General features: G+C 65.4%; 17 protein-coding genes and 1 tRNA gene. 15 read left to right on the top strand and 3 right to left on the bottom strand.

From position 1 onward, the window contains the following. Window positions 1-183: 183 nt before the first annotated feature. Window positions 184-861 (bottom strand): Crp/Fnr family transcriptional regulator, encoded by a 678-nt coding sequence (locus H7828_RS19830; RefSeq protein WP_226782807.1) that lies wholly within the window; start codon window positions 859-861, stop codon window positions 184-186. Window positions 862-1,018: 157 nt separating this feature from the next. Continuing rightward, on the bottom strand, window positions 1,019-1,483 hold the full coding sequence (locus tag H7828_RS19825) for a Hint domain-containing protein (RefSeq protein WP_226782806.1): 465 nt from the start codon (window positions 1,481-1,483) through the stop codon (window positions 1,019-1,021). A 219-nt stretch (window positions 1,484-1,702) separates the two neighbouring features. Between H7828_RS19825 and H7828_RS19820 the strand changes: the two genes are divergently transcribed. The 7 genes from H7828_RS19820 (at window position 1,703) to H7828_RS19790 (ending at window position 9,343) form a co-directional block, all read left to right on the top strand. After that, window positions 1,703-1,787 (top strand) — tRNA-Leu (locus tag H7828_RS19820). Between the two features lie 212 nt (window positions 1,788-1,999). After that, the gene (locus H7828_RS19815; RefSeq protein WP_226782805.1) at window positions 2,000-3,649 is read left to right on the top strand and encodes an FMN-binding glutamate synthase family protein; all 1,650 of its coding nucleotides are present in this window, start codon (window positions 2,000-2,002) and stop codon (window positions 3,647-3,649) included. 9 nt (window positions 3,650-3,658) lie between these two features. Next, window positions 3,659-5,374, top strand: a complete 1,716-nt coding sequence (locus H7828_RS19810; RefSeq protein ID WP_226782804.1) for a thiamine pyrophosphate-dependent enzyme — start codon at window positions 3,659-3,661, stop codon at window positions 5,372-5,374. A gap of 6 nt (window positions 5,375-5,380) precedes the next feature. Continuing rightward, window positions 5,381-6,358: a cytochrome ubiquinol oxidase subunit II family protein gene (locus H7828_RS19805; RefSeq protein WP_226782803.1), complete on the top strand. Its 978-nt coding sequence runs from the start codon at window positions 5,381-5,383 to the stop codon at window positions 6,356-6,358. After that, window positions 6,355-8,430, top strand: a complete 2,076-nt coding sequence (locus H7828_RS19800; RefSeq protein ID WP_226782802.1) for a cbb3-type cytochrome c oxidase subunit I — start codon at window positions 6,355-6,357, stop codon at window positions 8,428-8,430. The genes H7828_RS19805 and H7828_RS19800 overlap by 4 nt, the downstream gene beginning before the upstream one ends. Further along, entirely contained in the window at window positions 8,427-9,044 is a 618-nt protein-coding gene (locus H7828_RS19795; protein WP_226782801.1) for a cytochrome c oxidase subunit 3, read from the top strand. The genes H7828_RS19800 and H7828_RS19795 overlap by 4 nt, the downstream gene beginning before the upstream one ends. Further along, on the top strand, window positions 9,041-9,343 hold the full coding sequence (locus H7828_RS19790; RefSeq protein ID WP_226782800.1) for a cytochrome o ubiquinol oxidase subunit IV: 303 nt from the start codon (window positions 9,041-9,043) through the stop codon (window positions 9,341-9,343). The genes H7828_RS19795 and H7828_RS19790 overlap by 4 nt, the downstream gene beginning before the upstream one ends. A 78-nt stretch (window positions 9,344-9,421) precedes the next feature. On the opposite strand, the gene H7828_RS19785 is transcribed toward H7828_RS19790, so the two are convergent. Next, window positions 9,422-9,724 carry a DUF2218 domain-containing protein gene (locus tag H7828_RS19785; protein ID WP_226782799.1) on the bottom strand — a complete coding sequence of 101 codons (303 nt, stop codon included), beginning with the start codon at window positions 9,722-9,724 and terminating at the stop codon, window positions 9,422-9,424. A gap of 103 nt (window positions 9,725-9,827) precedes the next feature. Here H7828_RS19785 and H7828_RS19780 point away from each other — a divergent pair, with 103 nt between their 5' ends. The 8 genes from H7828_RS19780 (at window position 9,828) to H7828_RS19745 (ending at window position 19,336) form a co-directional block, all read left to right on the top strand. Beyond that, entirely contained in the window at window positions 9,828-10,730 is a 903-nt protein-coding gene (locus H7828_RS19780) for a siderophore ABC transporter substrate-binding protein (RefSeq protein WP_226782798.1), read from the top strand. Between the two features lie 4 nt (window positions 10,731-10,734). After that, complete coding sequence (locus tag H7828_RS19775; protein ID WP_226782797.1) at window positions 10,735-11,679, top strand: ABC transporter permease; 945 nt, start codon at window positions 10,735-10,737, stop codon at window positions 11,677-11,679. Next, a complete protein-coding gene (locus H7828_RS19770; protein WP_226782796.1) occupies window positions 11,672-12,616 on the top strand; it encodes an iron chelate uptake ABC transporter family permease subunit in 945 nt (314 codons plus the stop codon). Before H7828_RS19775 ends, H7828_RS19770 begins: the two co-directional genes overlap by 8 nt. Continuing rightward, window positions 12,613-13,374, top strand: a complete 762-nt coding sequence (locus H7828_RS19765; RefSeq protein ID WP_226782795.1) for an ATP-binding cassette domain-containing protein — start codon at window positions 12,613-12,615, stop codon at window positions 13,372-13,374. Before H7828_RS19770 ends, H7828_RS19765 begins: the two co-directional genes overlap by 4 nt. 215 nt (window positions 13,375-13,589) lie before the next feature. Next, complete coding sequence (locus H7828_RS19760; protein WP_226782794.1) at window positions 13,590-15,236, top strand: GMC family oxidoreductase; 1,647 nt, start codon at window positions 13,590-13,592, stop codon at window positions 15,234-15,236. 21 nt (window positions 15,237-15,257) lie between these two features. After that, a complete protein-coding gene (locus H7828_RS19755; protein ID WP_226782793.1) occupies window positions 15,258-16,883 on the top strand; it encodes a long-chain fatty acid--CoA ligase in 1,626 nt (541 codons plus the stop codon). A gap of 3 nt (window positions 16,884-16,886) precedes the next feature. Continuing rightward, a complete protein-coding gene (locus H7828_RS19750; RefSeq protein WP_226782792.1) occupies window positions 16,887-18,626 on the top strand; it encodes an aldehyde dehydrogenase family protein in 1,740 nt (579 codons plus the stop codon). Window positions 18,627-18,691: 65 nt separating this feature from the next. Continuing rightward, window positions 18,692-19,336, top strand: coding sequence for a TetR/AcrR family transcriptional regulator (locus H7828_RS19745; RefSeq protein WP_226782791.1), 645 nt, complete (start codon window positions 18,692-18,694; stop codon window positions 19,334-19,336). Window positions 19,337-19,390: the final 54 nt, after the last annotated feature.

Below are 19,390 nucleotides of genomic sequence, written 5' to 3'. Positions count from 1 at the left end.
GACCGGGCAGATGCCGATAGCGGCGGGCAGCATCAGGATGCCCCCTGCCGCGATCATCAACGGGTGCGGTCAGCCGTCGCCGCCGAACGATTTTTCACATGTTCGTATTCATGGAGAGTTTGCCCCGAGAATCAATGTTGCCCCGACATTGACCCATCCATGCCGAATCTCTTGGTGACTTCGTCACCGTTCTCCGGAAGATCGTGCCAGCCGCTCCATCGCGACGCGCCCGACCAGCCGGATTTCGCCGCGGTGCTGCTCGATCCAGCCGCGTCGCTGGAACTCGGCCAGGGTGCGCGAAATGACCTCGCGGGCGGTGCCCAGCTCGGTGCCAAGCATCTGGTGGGTCGCACGCACGGTGTCATCCGTGGCCAGTTCCAGCAGCCGCGCCGCAAGCCGCACATCCAGCCGTTGAAAGACGATATCGTCGATCAGTGTGAAAAGGTCGGTGATCCGGCGCGAATAGGCGCGAAAGACGAACTGGCGAAACACGGCCGATCGCCCCGCCAGATCATCGAAGGTCGCGCGGGGAATGGCCACGGCACGCACGTCGGTTTCGGCGATGCCATCGGCGGCATAATCCTCGAAGGCCATCATGCAGGCCGTGGTCAGAACGCAGCTTTCCCCGGCATGGACGCGATAGAGGAAAATCTCGCGCCCGGTGTCGGATTTCTGCCGGACCCGCACTGTGCCGTCCAAAAGCAACAACAGATTGTCCGCCGACTGACCCGGTTCGAAAACCTGCGTGCCTTCGGGCACCTTCACCACCTGGCTGCCCGCGACAAGGGCATCGCGCAGGTCGGGCGGCAACTGCGCCAGCCCCTCGAACTGATCGATCCAGGGTCCGTGATCCGGCTTCATTCTCTTTCCTCGGCGGGCGATACTGGCTGAAGGCTGGCCTTTCGCTTTGGACAAGTCCAGATGGCCGATGGCGAAGGACGATCAGGACTGAAGATGTTCGCGCTGTCGGCGCCTTACCGGGGCCGCAGGGTAGCGCGCTGAAAGGCGGTCGTCGTATCTAGCCCGCCGACCGGCCCTGATGGGAAAACGGCGATGCCTTCGCCACCCGAGGTGCGACCGCGCATTCCACACCTTCGGCATAGATGACATGCTGCGCGTCGAACAGCAGGCGGAACAGGCGCAGCCGGGGCTGGGCGTCGGCGCGGCAGACATGCCGGCCATCGGCCAATCGCCCCGCAGGCACCAGCACGGCATCCCGTCCGTAGATGCCGCGCGCGCGCCAATCGCGCAGCAGGATCGGTTGGTCAGCGCCCAGGATCATCGGCCGGTCGGGGCGCGAATGGCCCAGTGCCCGCGGCATGAGGATGACCGGGCCGCAGTCGCGATGGAACCGCGAGTCGACCCCGACAAGGCGCACCATCCCCGCATCGCGGGTGATGATCCTGTCGCCCGGTTGCAGGCAGTCGATGGCGATCAGACCCTCCATCGTCAGAATGCGGGTTGCGCCGCTGAAACCGGTCATGCCTTCGGCTGTCGGAGGATGATCGTCTGCGGAAGGCACAGGGTGCCGCCCGCCCAAACGGGCGTTCTGCATCTTCGGTCTCGCTTTGCTGCCTCGGTCTTTTTTGACGACACTAGGCTAACAATTGCTTACCGACGAGAGATTTTTTGCCACGGACCTCTCGCCATGGCGGGATGGCTTTGCTAATGCAACACCCATCGGCCCCCAGGGTCGAAACGTGCGGGTGTGGCGGAACTGGTAGACGCACCAGATTTAGGTTCTGGCGCCGCAAGGCGTGGGGGTTCAAGTCCCTTCACCCGCACCATACTGGACCTGCCGCAATTCATCGCTTGCCCGATACCCGTTCGATCGGCGACTCCGGGGACGGCCTGCTAATCCGATCGGGAACCTTCGGCAGGCGCATCTGTTGTCTTCCTGTCCCGCGACAGGAGAACCCGGCGTTCCTCATTGGTTTCAAGATGAACGGCCGACCGGCGCAACGGGGCGTAACACGCGGAAACCAGACAGAAAGTGCCCATGACCGACCTGTTGAAACGTGCCGTCGTTCCGGTGGCGGCTATCGCCGTCAGCCTTCTGGCGCTGATCTTCGCGTTTCATGATCGCTCGTGGCTCTGGGTTCTGGTCTTCAGCCTTCCGGTTGTCGCGCTGGGGATCTACGATTTCGCGCAACGTACATGGGTGATCACGCGGAACTATCCCGTGGCCGGGCGCATCCGCTGGCTTTTCTACAAGCTGCGCCCCTACCTGCGCGCCTATATCGTCGAGGATGACCTGAACGGCACGCCATTCTCGTTCGAGGCACGCAACCTTGTCCACGCCCGCGCGCGGGGCGAGACCGACACCCATCCTTTCGGCACCGAACGCAAGACCGACGATGCCGGCTATCAATGGTTGCTGCATTCCATCGCCGCGGCAGAAAACCCCGAGAAGAACCCCCGCGTCTTGGTGGGCAACGACCAGACCAAGCAGCCATACTCGGCCTCGGTGCTGAACATCTCGGCGATGAGTTTCGGCGCGCTCAGCGCGAATGCGGTCAAGGCGCTGAACCTCGGGGCGAAGAAGGGCGGCTTCTACCACGACACCGGCGAAGGCGGGCTGAGCGATCATCATCTCTGGGGTGGCGGCGATATCGTGTGGGAGCTTGGCTCGGGCTATTTCGGCGCACGCGACAGCGAGGGGCGCTTCGATGCGGCGTCGTTCGCCGACAAGGCGCAGAACGACGCCGTGAAGATGACCGAGATCAAGCTGAGCCAGGGCGCCAAGCCCGGACACGGCGGCCTGCTGCCCGCGGCGAAGGTGACCGAGGAGGTCGCCAGGGTCCGCCAGGTGCCCGCCCACGAGGATTGCCTGTCGCCGCGCAGCCATTCGGCCTTTTCCACCCCCATCGAGATGCTGGAATTCGCGGCCCGGATGCGCGACCTGTCGGGGGGCAAGCCGGTGGGGATCAAGCTTTGCGTGGGCCAACCCTACGAGGTTTTCGCGATCATGAAGGCGATCCGCGAAACCGGCATCACGCCCGAGTTCATCGTGGTGGACGGCGGCGAGGGTGGCACGGGGGCGGCGCCGCTGGAACTGTCGGACTGGGTGGGTCTGCCCCTGCAGGAAGGGCTGATCCTGATGCGCAACGCGCTTGTCGGCTGCGGGCTGAAGGACAGGATCAAGCTGGCGGCAAGCGGCAAGGTCTATTCCGGGATGGGGCTGGCGCGCAATATCGCCATGGGGGCCGATTGGTGCAACGCCGCACGGGCCTTCATGTTCTCGGTCGGTTGCATCCAGGCGCAACGCTGCCATCTTGGCACCTGCCCGACGGGGGTGACCACGCAGGATGCCTGGCGCCAGCGCGGGCTGATCCCCGAGGTGCAGGCGGAACGCGCCGCGCGGTTCCATTGCAAGACCGTCGAATCCCTGGCCGATCTTGTCGCCTCGGCCGGCTTGACGCATCCGCACGATCTTCAGCCCCATCACCTGATGCACCGGATTGGCCCGGAAAAGGCGGCGACGATCGACCGGGTGCACGCCTTCCTGCCAGAGGGCGCGCTGCTCGATGCGCCCGAGGACACGATCTATGCCGAATGGTGGCGGGCCGCGCGCGCCGACAGTTTCCTGCCCGCCACCGACCTTGTGACGCGCCGCTCCAGCAATGAACCGAAAACACAGGCAATCTAGGATATTCTCATGGCCCAAACCGTTTCCGAGATCATGGTCGACACCCTGGAACAGGCCGGCGCCCGGCGCGTCTGGGGCATTGTCGGCGACACCATCAACCATTTCACCGATGCGGTGCGCCGGTCTTCGCTGCGCTGGATGCATGTGCGCCACGAAGAGGTGGCAGGTTTCGCCGCCGGGGCCGAGGCCTATGCCACCGGCGAACTTGCGGTCTGCGCGGGCACCTGCGGGCCGGGCAGCCTGCATTTCGTCAACGGCATCTTCGAAAGCCACCGCAACGGATCGCCCGTGGTGCTGATCGCCACCGACGTGGCGCGCAGCGAGGTGGGGCTGGGCTTTCCGCAGGAGGTGGACCAGAGGAAGGTCTATGAACAGGCCTCGGTCTTTTGCGAATATGTCTCGCATCCCGACCAGGCGCGCCGCATCACCGCCATGGCCGCGCAGGCGGCGCTGGCGCGGGGCGGCGTTGCCGTCGTGATCGTGAACGGCGACATGTTCACCGAGACATCCGATGACGATCTGGCCTGGTCGGTACATCGCGCCGCGCCGGTCGTCCGCCCCTCGGACGGTGAATTGTCGGCCCTGGCCGAGGTGGTGAACGGGGCGAAGAACGTCACCCTCTATGCCGGGATCGGCGCACGGGGGGCGGCGCGTCAGGTCGTCGCGCTGGCCCGGCATCTGAAGGCACCGGTCGTGCACACCACCCGCGCGAAAGAGTTCATCGAACCCGACAATCCCAACAATGTCGGCATGACCGGCATTCTTGGCAACAAGGCGGGGATGAGCGCGATCGAGGATTGCGACCTGATGCTCTGCCTTGGCAGCGATTTCGCCTATACGCAGTTCTGGCCTGAAAAGGCCCGGGTCGTGCAGATCGACACCGACGCGTCGCACCTGGGCCGCCGCGCGCCGGTTCACATGGGGCTGGTGGGCGATGTCGGCGCGACCATCGACGCCCTTCTGCCCCTGCTGGCGCAGAAGGACGACAGCAGCCACCTTGACGGCGCACTGAAGCAATGGGGCAAGGACGGCGAGACCTATGAGGATCGCGGCACCGAAAAGGACAGCGACCTGATCCATCCGCAATTCGTTGCGCGCATGCTCGACAGGCTGGCCGACGACGATGCCGCCTTTGCCGCCGATGGGGGCAGCCCCATGGTCTGGTCGCTGCGCCATCTGACGGCGCGGGGCGGGCGCAGTTTTCTCAACAGCCTGATGCACGGCACGATGGCCAATGCCTATCCGCAGGCCATGGGGCTGTCGGCGGCCTATCCCGACCGGCAGGTGATCGCCATGTGCGGCGATGGCGGGCTGACCATGCTGATGGGCGATCTGCTGACGCTGAAGCAAGAGAAACTGCCGATCAAGATCATCGTCTTCAACAACGGCTCGCTGGCCTTCGTCGAGATGGAACAGCGTGTCGAAGGCCTTCTGGATGCCTTCACGACCCTCGACAATCCCGATTTCGCCGCGCTGGCCAGGGTCTGCGGGATCGCAGGGCACAGGGCCGAGAACGCCGACGACCTGGAAGGCAAGATGCGCGCCTGGCTGGCCGAAGAGGGGCCGGCGCTTCTGGATGTTCCGGTCAGTTCGCTTGAACTGGTCATGCCGCCCGAGATCGAGGCGGGGCAGGTTCTGTCCACCGCGCTTTTCGGGGCCAAGGCCGCTGCGGGCGGGCGCCTGAAAGAGGTGGTGTCGCTGCTGCGCGACAACTTCCTGCGGTAGCGTGCCGTGAACCCCTTCGGCCTGCATATCCTGTCACCTGTTGCCGCGCGCAAGGTCGCGTGGGCAGCTGTGCAGGCGCTGTGCCTGCTGCTGCCCGTCGCCGCCTTGGCGCAAGACAGCTTTCTTGCGCCCCTCGGCCCGGTGGCCGAAGCGCAGCGCAGCCACCTGATCCGCGTGACCCTGATCACGATGATCGCCATCGTGCCGGTCCTGATCGCGACGCCGCTGATCCTGTGGCGGTTTCACCGGGTGCACGGCAGCGGCGCCTATCGGCCGGAAAAGCGGCTTTATCGCCCCGACTGGGAATTTTCCGGCCCGCTGGAGGTGGCGATGTGGGGGGTGCCCTTCGCCATCATCGCGGTTCTGGGCTGGTGGCTTTGGCATGAAAGCGATCGGCTTGACCCCTATCGCGCGCTGGGCCCCGAACCCCTGGAGGTTCAGGCGATCGGGCTGGATTGGAAATGGCTGTTTCTCTACCCCGACCTTGGCATCGCCACCCTGAACGAACTGGTGATTCCGGTCGACAGGCCCGTGCGCGTGGCCCTGACCACCGACACGGTGATGCAGAGTTTCCGCATCTCGGCCCTGGCCGGGCAGATCTATGCCATGCCCGGCATGCGGACCGAACTGAACTTCATCGCCGCGCGCCCGGGCACCGCGCGGGGCGAGAACACGCAATACAGCGGCGCCGGATTTGCCGAACAGCACTTTGCCGTCACCGCCCTGTCCGATGGCGCCTGGCAGGATTGGGCGCAGGTCCCCGCCGACAGGGTGCTGGACCGCGCCACCTATGCCAGGCTGGGGCAGGCGGCGACCCCGGCCCAAACGCTGGCCCTGCTGGGGCTGGAGGGACAAGAGTCCGCGCGGTTCGGTCTGGGCCGCCGCGATCTTTTCGACCGGGTGATCGCCCGCTATCATCAGGGTGGGCCGGTTGCGGCCACCGCCCAGCCCGGCGCACCGGCCTATGCGGGGGGCGGTGGATGACTGATCCGATCTTCGGCCGCCTCGACGGGTCGGTGACACCCTTCGACGATCTGTTTCGCAACCCCTCGGTGAACGAGGCCGTCGCCTCGGGTGCTGCGCTGGCGGTGATCCTTGGCGTGGTCGCGGTGGTGTGGATGCTGACGCGCCACCGGCTTTGGGCACCGCTCTGGCGTGACTGGCTGACCAGCGCGGATCACAAGAAGATCGGCATCATGTATTGCGTGCTGGCGGGGGTGATGCTTGTGCGCGGGGTGCTTGAGGGCGTCGTGATGCGCACGCATCAGGTGACGGCGCTGGACGGAGGCATGTTGTCGGCCGATCACTTTGCCCAGCTGTTCAGCACCCATGGCACGATCATGATCTTCTTTGTCGCCACGCCGCTGATCACCGGGCTGATCAATTTTGCCGTCCCGCTTCAGATCGGGGCGCGCGACATGGCCTTTCCGGTGCTCAACCAGGTCAGCCTGGGCCTGACGGCGGCGGGGGCGGGGCTGGTGATGGTCAGCCTTGTGGTGGGGCAGTTCGGCACCGGCGGCTGGACGATGTACCCGCCCTATACCGGCGCCACCTTCAGCCCCGGGCCAGGTGTCGACTATTGGCTCTGGGCCATCGGCATTTCGGGGATCGGCTCAACGCTCTCGGGGCTCAATTTCGCGGTGACCATCTACAAGATGCGCTGTCCGGGCATGACATGGCTGCGGATGCCGATGTTCACCTGGACCGCGCTGTGCACTGCGATCATGATGGTCTATGCCTTTCCGCCGCTGACCGTGGCCACTGCCATGCTGGCGCTGGACCGTTACCTCGATTTCCATTTCTTCACCAACGACCTTGGCGGCAACATGATGCATTACGCCAACGTCTTCTGGATGTTCGGCCACCCCGAGGTCTATATCGTCGTGCTGCCGGCCTATGGGGTCTTCTCCGAAATCTCGGCCACCTTCGCGGCCAAGCGGCTTTACGGCTACAACAGCCTTGTCATCGCGACCATGGCCATCGCCGTGATCTCGTTCTGCGTCTGGCTGCACCATTTCTTCACCATGGGGCAGGGGGCCCCGGTCAACGCGGCCTTCGGGATCGCCACCATGATCATCGCGGTGCCCACGGGGGTAAAGGTCTATGACTGGCTGGCCACCCTCTATGAGGGGCGCATCCGGATGAGCGTGCCGATCATCTATCTTGCCGGGTTCTTCATCCTCTTTGTCTTCGGCGGGCTGACCGGCGTGATCCTGGCCAATCCGACCATCGACTATCAGGTGCACAATTCGCAGTTCCTTGTGGCGCATTTTCACAACGTGCTGATCCGCGGCACGCTGTTCGGCATCTTCGCGGGCATTCATTACTGGTTTCCCAAGGCTTTCGGCTTCCGCCTTGACGAAACCCTGGCCCGGCGCGCCGCCTGGCTGTGGTTCGCGGGGTTCTGCCTGGCCTTCCTGCCGCTTTACTGGCTGGGCCTCATGGGGATGCCGCGACGGTCGGCCAGCTATGACAACCCGGCCTTCGAACCGGCGATGTGGCTGGCCTTTGCCGGGGGGCTCCTGGTACTGGCGGCCCTGGCAACGACGGTCTGGACCTTCGTTGCCAGCATCCGCAACCGTGCCGCCCTGGCCTGCCCGGTGGGCGACCCCTGGGATGGGCGCACCCTGGAATGGTCGGTGCCGTGCCCCGCGCCGGCGTTCAACTTCTTTGCCACGCCCAGCGTCAGGGCGCTTGACCCGCTGACGATCGAGAAGGCCGAAGGCACCCCCTATGAAGAGGCTGATGGGTATGAAGACATCGAAATGCCGCGCAACACCGCGCTGGGCATGATCCTGGCCGTGGCGACGGGCGTAATGGGCTTTGCCCTGGTCTGGTGGGTCTGGTGGCTGGCCGCGCTGGCGCTGGTTGCGGTGATCGGCGCCGTCATCGCCCGCGCCTTCGTGGAAGACACCCACCAACGCATCCCGGCGGATGAGCTGCGGCAGGCGCACCTGGCCTTCCTGCGGCGCGTCCGCCAGACCCGCGCCGTGGACCGCGACGATGAAACCGGCCCCGCCAACAAGGGCCTTGCCCGCCCCGAGGTGCCGGCATGAGCGGTACCGCACACCCCGGCCTGAACCTTGGTGCCGCCCATGGCAAGGCCCGTGACCGATCCGAAAAGGGCGCCTTCGGGTTCTGGGTCTTCCTGATGAGCGATCTCATCATCTTCGGCATATTGTTCGCCACTTATATCGTGATGCTTCCGGCCCGCGCGGGCGGGCCCGGCCCCGAAACCCTGTTCGACCTGTCCAGCATTGGCGCCCAGACGGCCCTTCTGCTGGCCAGCTCCTTCACCTACGGCATGGCCAGCCTGTCGATGAAGCATGGCGGGCGCCGGGCCCCCGTGGCGCTGTGGCTTGCCCTGACCGGGGTACTTGGCGCCGGTTTCATCACGCTTGAGATGCGCGATTTCATCCACATGGCCGGGGAGGGCGGAGTCCCCAGCCGCAGCGGCTGGCTTTCGGCGCTCTGGGCGCTGGTGGGGCTGCATGGGCTGCATGTGGCCGCCGGTCTGTTGTGGATCGCCGTCATGCTGGCGCTTCTCGCGCTGCGGGGGCTGAACGACGCGGTGAAATCACGGCTGCTGTTGCTGGGGCTTTACTGGCATTTCCTCGATCTGGCCTGGATCGGCATTTTCACCATCGTGTTCCTTGGGGGGATGGCATGAAGGACGACCGCCGCAGCGAAACGATCCGCTATGTGACGGGCGCGCTTGTCTCGGGCGTGCTGACCCTTCTCGCCTTCTGGGTGGTGATGGGCCCTGACCTGGCGCGGCCGGTCCGGCTGTGGGTATTGGCGGGGCTTGGACTGGCGCAGATCGTGGTTCAGTTGCGCTGTTTCCTGCATATCGGCTGGCATTCCCGGCGCGAGGATCTGCAACTGATCCTGTTCTCGCTTGTGCTGCTGGGGCTGATGATCGGCGGCACCATCTGGATCATGGGCAGCCTGGCGGTGCGGATGCACTGAAGGCTTTTGGGCGAACCTTGCGATCAGCCTGCGGCGGTCCACCTCTGCCATGCCTTGTTTTGCCTCCGGACAGCGCCGCTAGGCCCTGGGCCCGGACCACTGCATCGTCGTGAACCCCTCGCGGAAGGCGAAGCGTTCGAGGTGGCTGTCGATGACGTGGCGCGATTTTTCCAACCCGGTGGCATCATCGCCCGTCAAGGTGACGGTCAGCGCATCGCCCGTCGCCTTCAGGGTGGCCGGCCCGGCGGGCAGCATCGCCGTGCCGTCCTGTGCATCAAAGCGCACCTCGACCCTGTGGGCGAAGTGCTTGCAAAGCTGTTGCAGGTAGCGGCTGGCGTTCACCGTTTCAAAGCGGCCTTCTTCGGTCAGATTTTTCTGCATCACACATTGTCCTGAGTATTTCTGTCGGATAAGTACCTGACAAAATAAGTCGCCTTTGTCGAGTCTCCGGCTGGCAAGGGCATTGCGAAAAGGACCAACCCCAATGAAAACGATTCTCGCCACCCTGACGGCCGCCGCCCTGCCGGCCTTTGCCTTTGCACAGACGGTCGATATCGACACCGCCGCTGGCCCCGCCACGGTGCAGGTGGCGCCGGAAAAGGTGGTTGCCTTCGATCTGGCGGCGGTCGACGATCTTGACGCGCTGGGCGTGACGCTGGCCGGTGTGCCCGCCATCGCGCCCCCCGCCCGGCTGGCGGATGCCCTTGCTGGCAAACCCACCGTCGGCACCCTGTTCGAACCCGATTTCGAGGCACTGGCCGTCATGGCGCCCGATCTGATCGTGGCCGGGGGCCGGTCGCAGAAACAGGTTGGCGCGCTTGGTCAGGTGGCCCCGACCATTGACATGACCATTGCGGGTGAAACCCTTGTCGATGACGCCCGTGCGCGCGTCACGGCCTATGGCGCGATCTTCGGGCGTGAAGAGGCCGCGCAGACCCTGCTGGACGATCTCGACACTGCCATGGCGCAGGCAAAAGCCGCCGCCGAGGGGAAGGGCGATGTTCTGATCCTGCTGACCAATGGCGGCAAGGTGTCGGCCTATGGGGACGATTCGCGCTTTGGCTGGTTGCATACCGCCCTTGGCCTGCCCGAAGCCTATCCCGACCTGACGGCCGAAACCCACGGCGAGGCGGTCTCGTTCGAGTTCATTGCCGATGTAGATCCCGACTGGCTGTTCGTGATCGACCGCGGCGCCGCCATCGGGCAAGAGGGCGAGGCCGCCGCCGCGACGCTCGACAACCCTCTGGTTGCGGGAACGACCGCCGCCAAAGAAGGGCAGATCGTCTACCTCGACGCGGCGTCGCTTTACCTGGTCGGGGGCGGCATCCAGTCGATGATGGGCACCATCGAAGAAGTCACCGTCGCCATGAAGGGCGTCGCCGGCTAAGGCGATGCGGCTCTGGACTCTTGCCCTTGTGGCGCTCGCCCTCCTTGTGGGGGCGAGTTGCCTTGTCGGGGTCGCCGATCTGTTCGGTGGCGACCTGGATACGCAGATGGTGCTGATGGTCAGCCGCCTGCCGCGCACCTTTGCCGCGCTGTTGGCGGGTGCGGGCCTGGCCCTTGCCGGTGTCGTGGTACAGATGAGCGTGCAGAACCGCCTGGTGGAACCGGGGCTGGTGGGCACGCCGGAATCGGCCATGCTGGGCCTGCTGGTGGTGACGCTGCTGGCACCCGGTGCGGCGCTGATGGTCAAGATGTCGGTGGCGGCCGTGGCGGCGATGACGGGCACGCTGGGGTTCCTGTGGCTGGCGCGCCATGTGCCGCGCCGCGATCCGGTGCTCTTGCCGCTGGTGGGGCTGATCTATGGCGGCATCATCGGCGCGGCGGTGCTGTGGATGGCCTGGACCGCCGACCTCGTGCAGTACCTGGGCGTCTGGCAGAGCGGCGAATTCTCGGGCGTGCTGCGCGGGCGGTACGAACTGCTTTGGATCGTGGCCGTGGTGGCGGGGCTGTTGTGGCTGGCCGCCGACCGGATCACCATGCTGGGTCTGGGCGAGGATGCGGCGCGCAGCCTCGGGCTTGACTATCGCCAGGCGCTGCTGGTCGGGCTTGTCCTGGTTGCCGTGACGGTATCGGTGGTGGTGGTCAGCGTCGGATCGATTCCCTTCGTGGGCCTTGTGGTGCCCAATGTCGTGTCGCGCTGGCGGGGCGACAACCTGCGGCGCAACCTGCCGGTGGTGGCCTGGCTGGGCGGCTGCCTGGTGCTGGCCTGTGACATCCTGGGGCGGCTGATCCGTTACCCCTATGAAATTCCGGCCGGAACGGTCTTTGCCGTGCTGGGCGCGGGCCTGTTCCTGTGGCTGCTGCATGCCGCGCCAAGGCGGGCCCATGGCTGAGCGGCGCCTGATCCTTCTGGCTGCCGTCCTGGTTGCCATGGCGGCGCTGTTCACGCTTTGGAACCTGCGCGCGCCCTATGGCTTCATCCTGTCGCTGCGGCTGACCAAGCTGGCGTCGCTTTGCGTGGTGGGGGCGGCCATCGGCACGGCGACGGTGCTGTTCCAGACGGTGGCGGCCAACCGGCTGCTGACGCCGGGCATCGTGGGGTTCGACGCGCTGTTCGTCTTCATCCAGACGATGCTTGTCCTGTCCCTTGGCGGCGCGGGCTTTGCCGCGCTGCCGGCGCTGGCGCAGTTCGGGGCCGAAACGGCCATCCTGATCGTCGCGGCGCTGGTGCTGTTCGGCGTGCTTTTGCGCAAGGGGGGCGACGATATCCTGCGGCTGGTGCTGACCGGGGTGATCCTTGGGGTGCTGCTGCGCGGGCTTGCCGGGCTGGCGCAGCGGCTGCTTGATCCTTCGGAATTCGCCATCGTCCAGCAGGCCACCTTCGCCACCTTCGGGGCGGTCGACCGCACGCAGCTTGCCATTGCCGCCGCCTTGCTGGCGCTTGGCCTTCTGGCGGCCATGCGGCTGGCGCGCCACCTTGATCTGGCCGCCCTGGGCCGGGTGACGGCAATGCCGCTGGGCCTGGATCACGACCGGATCATCCTTGTGGCGCTGGGAATCGTGGCGATGCTGGTGGCGGTTTCCACGGCACTTGTGGGGCCGATCACCTTCCTGGGGCTGCTGGCCGCCAGCCTGGCCCATGCGGTTCTGCAAAGCTGGCGCCATGCGCTTCTTCTGCCCGGGGCCGCCATCATCGGCGCGACGATCCTTGTGTCGGGCCAGTTCGTGTTCGAACGGCTTCTGGGCCTGCAATCCACGTTGACCGTGATCGTCGAATTCCTGGGCGGCCTGCTGTTCCTGTTTCTTGTCTTGCGGAGACCCCGGCCATGATCGAACTGAATGCCGTCAGCGTCGAGAAAAGCGGCGCCCCGATCCTGAACGACATCTCGCTGTCCTTCGGGCAGGGGGGCATCACCGCGCTGATCGGGCCGAACGGCGCGGGCAAATCGACGCTTCTGCACGCCATCGCCGGACTTGTGGCGCCGACCTGTGGCACGGTGCGCGTCGAAGGCCTGGACATGGCCCGCGCAAGGCCGCCGGAACGCGCCCGCCATGTCGCCCTTCTGGCGCAGGACGAAAGGGTGACGGCCCGCCTGACCGTGCGCGACCTGGTCGGTTTCGGGCGCTGGTCGCACCACCACGGGCGGCCGCGCGATGCGGACAGGCGGATGGTGCGGGATGCCTTGGATATCTTCGATCTGAACCCGCTGGCGGAACGCCGGCTGGATGCGCTGTCGGGCGGACAACGGCAGCGGGCCTTCGTTGCCATGGCCTGGGCCCAGGAAACGCCCTGGCTCTTGCTGGACGAACCGCTTTCGGCGCTGGACCCGCGCCATGCCCGCGACATCATGGACCGCCTGCACGCCCTGACCCGCCCGGGCCCGGCACAGCGCAGCGTGGTTATCGTTCTGCACGATCTTGGCGTCGCAGCGCGCTATGCCGACCGTATCGTGGCGCTGAAGGATGGCAGGCTGGTCACGTCCGGGCCGCGGGTTCTGGCGATGACGGGCGGCATGCTCAGCGATCTGTTCGGCACCGGTTTGGCGCTGGAGCGGATCAAGGGGCGCGATGTCGTCGTGCCGGTCTAGGGCGAAACGATCCTTCCCCGGGGCCTGCGCCCTGATTTCCCACTCTCACTTCGGTTGTGTGCTGGCTGCCCTGCGCGATGGCGGGGCAGGTCGTGTGACGGTGACGTCATTTCCAAAGTCAGGACAAATAAATTGGACAGATGACCAATTTAGATGTTCAATATTCTTGTGGAGGGGCCGGTTGCGTCGACTCGGCCGCGACGGGAGGAGAAATCATGACTTCGGAGACGAGATTCGAATATGTCGTCGTGGGGGGCGGATCTGCGGGCGCAACCCTGGCGGCACGGCTGAGCGAGGACGGCAAAACAAGGGTCTGCCTGCTTGAGGCCGGAGGAGCGGGCAAGCACCTGCTGATCCGCGCACCCGCCGGGGTGGTGGCGATGATGCCGGGCCATGGCAAGATTTCCAACTGGGCCTTCGACACGGTGCCGCAACCCGGCCTGAACGGGCGCAAGGGCTATCAGCCGCGGGGCAAGGGGCTGGGCGGTTCAAGCGCGATCAACGCCATGCTTTACGTGCGCGGCCACAAGTCCGACTACGACGAATGGGCCGATCTGGGGTGCGAGGGCTGGTCCTGGGAGGAATGCCTGCCCTATTTCCGCCGGTCCGAGAACAACCAGAATGGCGCGGATGCCTTTCATGGCGCCGAGGGGCCGCTTCAGGTGTCGGATCAGAAAAGCCCCCGCCCCATCACCCGCGCCTTCATCGAGGCGGCCACCCAGATGCAGCACCGCGAGGTTCAGGATTTCAACACCGGCGACAACGAAGGCGTCGGGCTGTACCAGGTGACACAGTTCCACGACCGCAAGCGCAACGGTGAACGCTGCTCGGCGGCGGCTGGGTACCTCTTTCCGGTGATGAACAGCCGCCCGAACCTGACGGTGGTGACCCGCGCCCATGCCACCCGCATCGTGATGGAGGGCAAGCGCGCCACCGGCGTGGAATACCGCGTCGGCAAGGAAACGAAACGCGCCATGGCCACGCGCGAGGTGATCCTTTCGGGCGGTGCGTTCAATTCGCCGCAGCTTCTGATGCTTTCGGGCATCGGGCGGGCCGACGAGATCCGCCGCCACGGAATCGAGGTGGTGCATGACCTGCCCGGTGTGGGGCAGAACCTTCAGGATCACCTTGATTTCATCCTGGCCTACAAGACGAAGGACACCGACAATTTCGGCATCGGCCTGTCCGGAACCGGGCGGCTGCTGAAGAACATCCTGCAATGGCGCAAGGACGGCACCGGCATGATCGCCACCCCCTTCGCCGAGGGCGCGGGGTTCCTCAAGACCGATCCATCTCTGGAACGGCCCGATTTCCAGTTGCATTTCGTGATCTCGATCGTCGATGACCACGCCCGCAAGCTGCACCTTGGCTATGGCTACAGCTGCCATGTCTGCGCCCTGCGGCCCCACAGCCGGGGCGAGGTGTTCCTGCAAAGCGGCGATCCCATGGCGGCCCCGGGCATCGACCCCAGGTTCCTGTCCGACCCCCGCGATCTTGACACCACGATCAAGGCCGCGCGGATGACCCGCGACATCCTGCAGGCGCCCGCCATGGGAAAGTACCGCCACAAGGAATTGTTCGGGGTGAAAGACGACATGCCCGAGGCGGAATGGGAAAGGCACATCCGCGCCCGCGCCGATACCATTTATCACCCCGTGGGCACCTGCAAGATGGGGGTCGATGACATGGCCGTTGTCGATCCCGAACTGAAGGTTCACGGTATCGACGGGCTGCGCGTCGTCGACGCCTCGGTCATGCCGCGGCTGATCGGGGGAAACACCAATGCGCCGACCATCATGATCGCGGAACGCGCCGCCGACATGATCCGCGGCACGGCACAGGCCGCAGTGGCCGCCGAATAGGGAAAAGTGGAGGAGCACGAAATGTCCGGAACCATGATGCAGAAGCAACTGACCATCAGTTCGCTGATCGAACACGCCGAGCGGTTTCACGCCGGCACCGAAATCGTCTCGGTCGAGACATCGGGCGAGGTGGCGCGCAGCACCTGGGGCGCGGTGGGCGCCAATGCCCGCAGGCTGGCCTCGGCGCTTGACAGCCTGGGGCTGGAGCCAGGCGCGCGGGTCGGGACCATTGCCTGGAACAACCGCCGCCATCTTGAGATCTATTTCGGCGTGGCCGGCGGCGGGCGCGTGACCCACACCCTGAACCCCCGCCTGCACCCCGAACAGTTGGCCTATATCGTCAACCATGCCCAGGACCGGGTGCTGATGTTCGACAGCACCTTCCTGCCGCTGGTGGTGGCCGTGAAGAACCATCTCGACACGGTGCAGCACTTCGTCCTGCTGGGCGCGCGCGATGACGAGGCGGCGACGAAGATCGACGGGCTGAAGTTCTATGACGAGCTGGTGGCCTCGGGCGATGCCGTCTATTCCTGGCCCAACCTCGATGAAAACACCCCCGGCGCGCTGTGCTATACCTCGGGCACCACCGGCAACCCCAAGGGCGTGCAGTATACGCACCGGTCCACCGTGCTGCATTCGATCGCCGGGAACCAGCCCGACGGCATCGCGATCTCGGCTTCGGATACGGTGATGCCGGTGGTTCCCATGTTCCACGTCAACGCCTGGGGCGTGCCCTATATCGCGGCGCATACCGGGGCAAAGCTGGTGCTGCCGGGGCCGAAGCTGGATGGCGAAAGCCTGGCGAAACTGATCGACGCCGAAAAGGTCACGCTGTCGCTGGGCGTGCCCACCATCTGGATGAGCCTTCTGGACGGGTTGGAGAAGACCGGTTCAAGCGCTGCCAGCATGACCCGCACGGTCGTGGGCGGTTCGGCCCTGCCGCCCTCGATGATCCCCACCTTCCGCGACAAATACGGGGTCGATCTGGTCCATGCCTGGGGCATGACCGAAACCAGCCCCCTTGGCACCCTGAACCAGCTTCTGCAAAAGCACCGCGCCCTTTCCGAGGACGAACAGGCCAGGGTCCGGCTAAGCCAAGGACGCGCGCCCTGGGGGGTGGACCTGCGGATCGTCGATGAAAACGGCGCCCTCCTGCCCCATGACGGCGAAACCCAGGGCAACCTGCAGATCTGCGGGCATTGGATTGTCGAAAGCTATTTCGGCAAGGACGAAAGCGCGCTGACCGAGGATGGCTGGTTCGACACCGGCGACGTCGCGACCATCGATTCCGATGGCTACGTCATCATCCGCGACCGCTCCAAGGACATCATCAAGTCGGGGGGCGAGTGGATTTCGACGGTGGAGCTTGAGAACATCGCCATTGCCCACCCCCAGGTCGCCAATGCCGCCGCCATCGCCGCGCAACATGAAAAATGGGGCGAACGCCCCGTGCTGATCGCAGTGAAGTCCAAGAACGCCGATCCCTCGGAACAGGAGCTGCGCGATTTCTACAATGGCAAGGTGGCAAGCTGGCAGGTGCCCGACCGGGTGATCTTTGTCGAGGATCTGCCGCTGGGTGCCACCGGCAAGGTCATGAAGAACAAGCTGCGCGAAGAATTCGGCGATGTGCTGATGGAAGGGAAATAGACCATGACCGCCGCACCGAAGACGCCCGCGCTTGAACCCCGCCCCGATCTTGACGCCGTCATTGCCACGCTGGGCGCGGCAAGGGACAGCTGGGCGCGCACCACGAATGCCGAACGCATAGCGATCCTGCAAGAGATCAAGGACAACCTGATGCAGGTGGCCGAAGGCTGGGCCACCACCGCCGCCCGTCACAAGCTGATCCCCGAGGGGTCGGCGCTGGTGGGCGAGGAATGGACCTCGGGGCCCTATGCGGTGATGTCGGCCTGCAACGGGCTGATCCAGACCCTGTCGCAGATGGAGGGGAAGGCCTATCTCGACCATCTTGGCAAACGCCGCACCGCGACCGGGCAACTGGCGGTCAGGGTGCTGCCCCATACGATCTGGGATCGGCTGCTGCTTTCGGGGGTGAAGGCCGAGGTCTGGATGCGCGAGGGCGTGACCCAGGCCAACCTGGCCGACCACACCGCAGCCGCCTATGACACCCCCGTAGCCCGTCGGCAGGGCAAGGTGGCGCTGGTGCTGGGGGCGGGCAACATCGCCGCCATCTCGCCGCTGGACGCCTTCCAGAAGCTGTTCTCGGAGCACCAGGTGGTGGTGCTGAAGATGAACCCGGTCAACGACTACCTGACCGAATACCTCGAGGCCGCCCTGAAACCGCTGATCGACCGCGACGCCCTGCGCATCGTCAAGGGCGGCGCGGATGTGGGTGCCTACCTGTGCAACCATCCCGACGTGGCCGAAATCCACATCACCGGCGCCGCGGCGACCCATGATGCCATCGTCTGGGGCCCGGGGGCCGAGGGTGCGGCGAACAAGGCCGCGGGCACCCCGAAACTGACCAAGCACATCACGTCGGAACTGGGCGCCGTCTGCCCCACCATCGTGGTGCCGGGCGCCTGGAGCGCGGCCGACCTCAGGTTCCAGGCCGAACACCTGGCGACGCAGAAGCTGCACAATTCGGGGTTCAACTGCGTGGCCTGCCAGATGCTGGTGCTGCCCCGCGACTGGGATGGCAAGGACAGGCTGATGTCCAACCTGCGCGACGTGTTGTCGGGCGAGGCACAGCGCCAGCCCTGGTATCCGGGCGCAAAGGACAGGATGGCCGAATTCGAAAGCCGGGGGAAAAACGTGGTCCGGCTGGACCGTGGCGGGGTGCCCCCCGTCGCGCTGGTGCCGGTCGATGCGACGACGGACGACTGGTATCGCCGGAACGAGATTTTCGCCCCGGCCCTGTCGACCCACGAGATCGCGGAAACCGACCCCGAGGCTTATCTGCGGGCGGCGGTGGCCTATGCCAATGACGCGCTTTACGGAACATTGGGGGCCAACATCATCATCCACCCCGACACGATCCGCCAGATCGGGGCCAGCCGCTTTGAAGAGATCATCGGCGATCTGCACTATGGCACCATCGCCATCAACGCCTGGACTGGCCTTGGCTTCCTGGCCTCTGCCTGCCCCTGGGGCGCGTTTCCGGGCCACACCCTTGACGATGTGCAAAGCGGGATCGGCTTTGCCCACAATACCTTCATGTTCGATTCCCCCGAACGGGTGGTGATCGAGGCGCCCTGGCAACCCTTCCCGCGCAACCTGCTGTCGGGGCGGTTTTCGCTGCTGCCGCGCCCGCCCTGGTTCATCACCAACCGCAAGCAGGACAAGGTGGGCAAGCTGCTGACCGGGTTCCAGCATCGGCCGTCCTGGCTGAAGCTGCCGCGCATCTTCCTGAACGCCCTTCTGGGCTGATTACGGGGCAGCGGTCCGTCACCGGGCCGCTGCGCATTCTCCAAGACCAAGGGACGGACGAGGCATTGGGCAAACTTGAAAAAATCGACAAGCTGGAAAGCAAGGCGCGCAAGCGATCCGAAAAGCGATCGAAGCGCAAGGACGAGCTGGGAACAGCGGCCATCAATGCGCTGAAGCAGCTTGGCTATGCCCGCACCAGCCTGCGCGACATCGCCGAGCTTTCGGGCGTCGCGGTCGGGATGCTGCACTATTATTTCGACGACAAGACCGACCTGATCAAGTTCTGCGTGCGCAAGTACAAGGCCGATTTCATTGCCGAACTCGACGCCGTGATGAACGACCGGACCGGAGGCCAGCCCCTTGCCGAGGCCTTTGCCCAGGGCCTGCGCGAATCGATCCGGCGCGAGGCGGAAACCCATCGCCTATGGTACGACATCCGCTCGCAGGCCCTGTTCGATCCCGATTTCGCCGATGTCGTCGAAGAGATCGAGGCCGAGCTCATCGCCCTCGTCTCGCGGCTTTTCGCGCGCCTGGGCCTGCCACGCGACCTGGCGCTGGACGCATATCTTGGGCTGGACGGCGCGTTCCGCTATTACCTGCACCGCCACCTTGCCGACGACGCCGACGCGCTGGACCACTTCCACGCCCATGTGCTCAGGCAACTGACGGCCATCGCAACGCTGACCGGAACGCCACCGGCGCGGGCCTGATCCCCAAGGGGGGATTGCACAGCGGTCATTTTCATCGGGGCAAATGAGGGGGAA

This window comes from Oceaniglobus trochenteri (assembly GCF_020529025.1).
GTDB classification, from domain to species: domain Bacteria; phylum Pseudomonadota; class Alphaproteobacteria; order Rhodobacterales; family Rhodobacteraceae; genus Oceaniglobus; species Oceaniglobus trochenteri.
This window is presented reverse-complemented; position numbering and strand designations above follow the sequence as displayed.

Bases quoted from the DNA above. Each gene is read 5' to 3' on its own strand.
- H7828_RS19830 (WP_226782807.1), bottom strand. From the start codon at position 861: ATGAAGCCGGATCACGGACCCTGGATCGATCAGTTCGAGGGGCTGGCG.
- H7828_RS19825 (WP_226782806.1), bottom strand. From the start codon at position 1,483: ATGACCGGTTTCAGCGGCGCAACCCGCATTCTGACGATGGAGGGTCTG.
- H7828_RS19815 (WP_226782805.1), top strand. From the start codon at position 2,000: ATGACCGACCTGTTGAAACGTGCCGTCGTTCCGGTGGCGGCTATCGCC.
- H7828_RS19810 (WP_226782804.1), top strand. From the start codon at position 3,659: ATGGCCCAAACCGTTTCCGAGATCATGGTCGACACCCTGGAACAGGCC.
- H7828_RS19800 (WP_226782802.1), top strand. From the start codon at position 6,355: ATGACTGATCCGATCTTCGGCCGCCTCGACGGGTCGGTGACACCCTTC.
- H7828_RS19795 (WP_226782801.1), top strand. From the start codon at position 8,427: ATGAGCGGTACCGCACACCCCGGCCTGAACCTTGGTGCCGCCCATGGC.
- H7828_RS19790 (WP_226782800.1), top strand. From the start codon at position 9,041: ATGAAGGACGACCGCCGCAGCGAAACGATCCGCTATGTGACGGGCGCG.
- H7828_RS19785 (WP_226782799.1), bottom strand. From the start codon at position 9,724: ATGCAGAAAAATCTGACCGAAGAAGGCCGCTTTGAAACGGTGAACGCC.
- H7828_RS19780 (WP_226782798.1), top strand. From the start codon at position 9,828: ATGAAAACGATTCTCGCCACCCTGACGGCCGCCGCCCTGCCGGCCTTT.
- H7828_RS19775 (WP_226782797.1), top strand. From the start codon at position 10,735: ATGCGGCTCTGGACTCTTGCCCTTGTGGCGCTCGCCCTCCTTGTGGGG.
- H7828_RS19770 (WP_226782796.1), top strand. From the start codon at position 11,672: ATGGCTGAGCGGCGCCTGATCCTTCTGGCTGCCGTCCTGGTTGCCATG.
- H7828_RS19765 (WP_226782795.1), top strand. From the start codon at position 12,613: ATGATCGAACTGAATGCCGTCAGCGTCGAGAAAAGCGGCGCCCCGATC.
- H7828_RS19760 (WP_226782794.1), top strand. From the start codon at position 13,590: ATGACTTCGGAGACGAGATTCGAATATGTCGTCGTGGGGGGCGGATCT.
- H7828_RS19755 (WP_226782793.1), top strand. From the start codon at position 15,258: ATGTCCGGAACCATGATGCAGAAGCAACTGACCATCAGTTCGCTGATC.
- H7828_RS19750 (WP_226782792.1), top strand. From the start codon at position 16,887: ATGACCGCCGCACCGAAGACGCCCGCGCTTGAACCCCGCCCCGATCTT.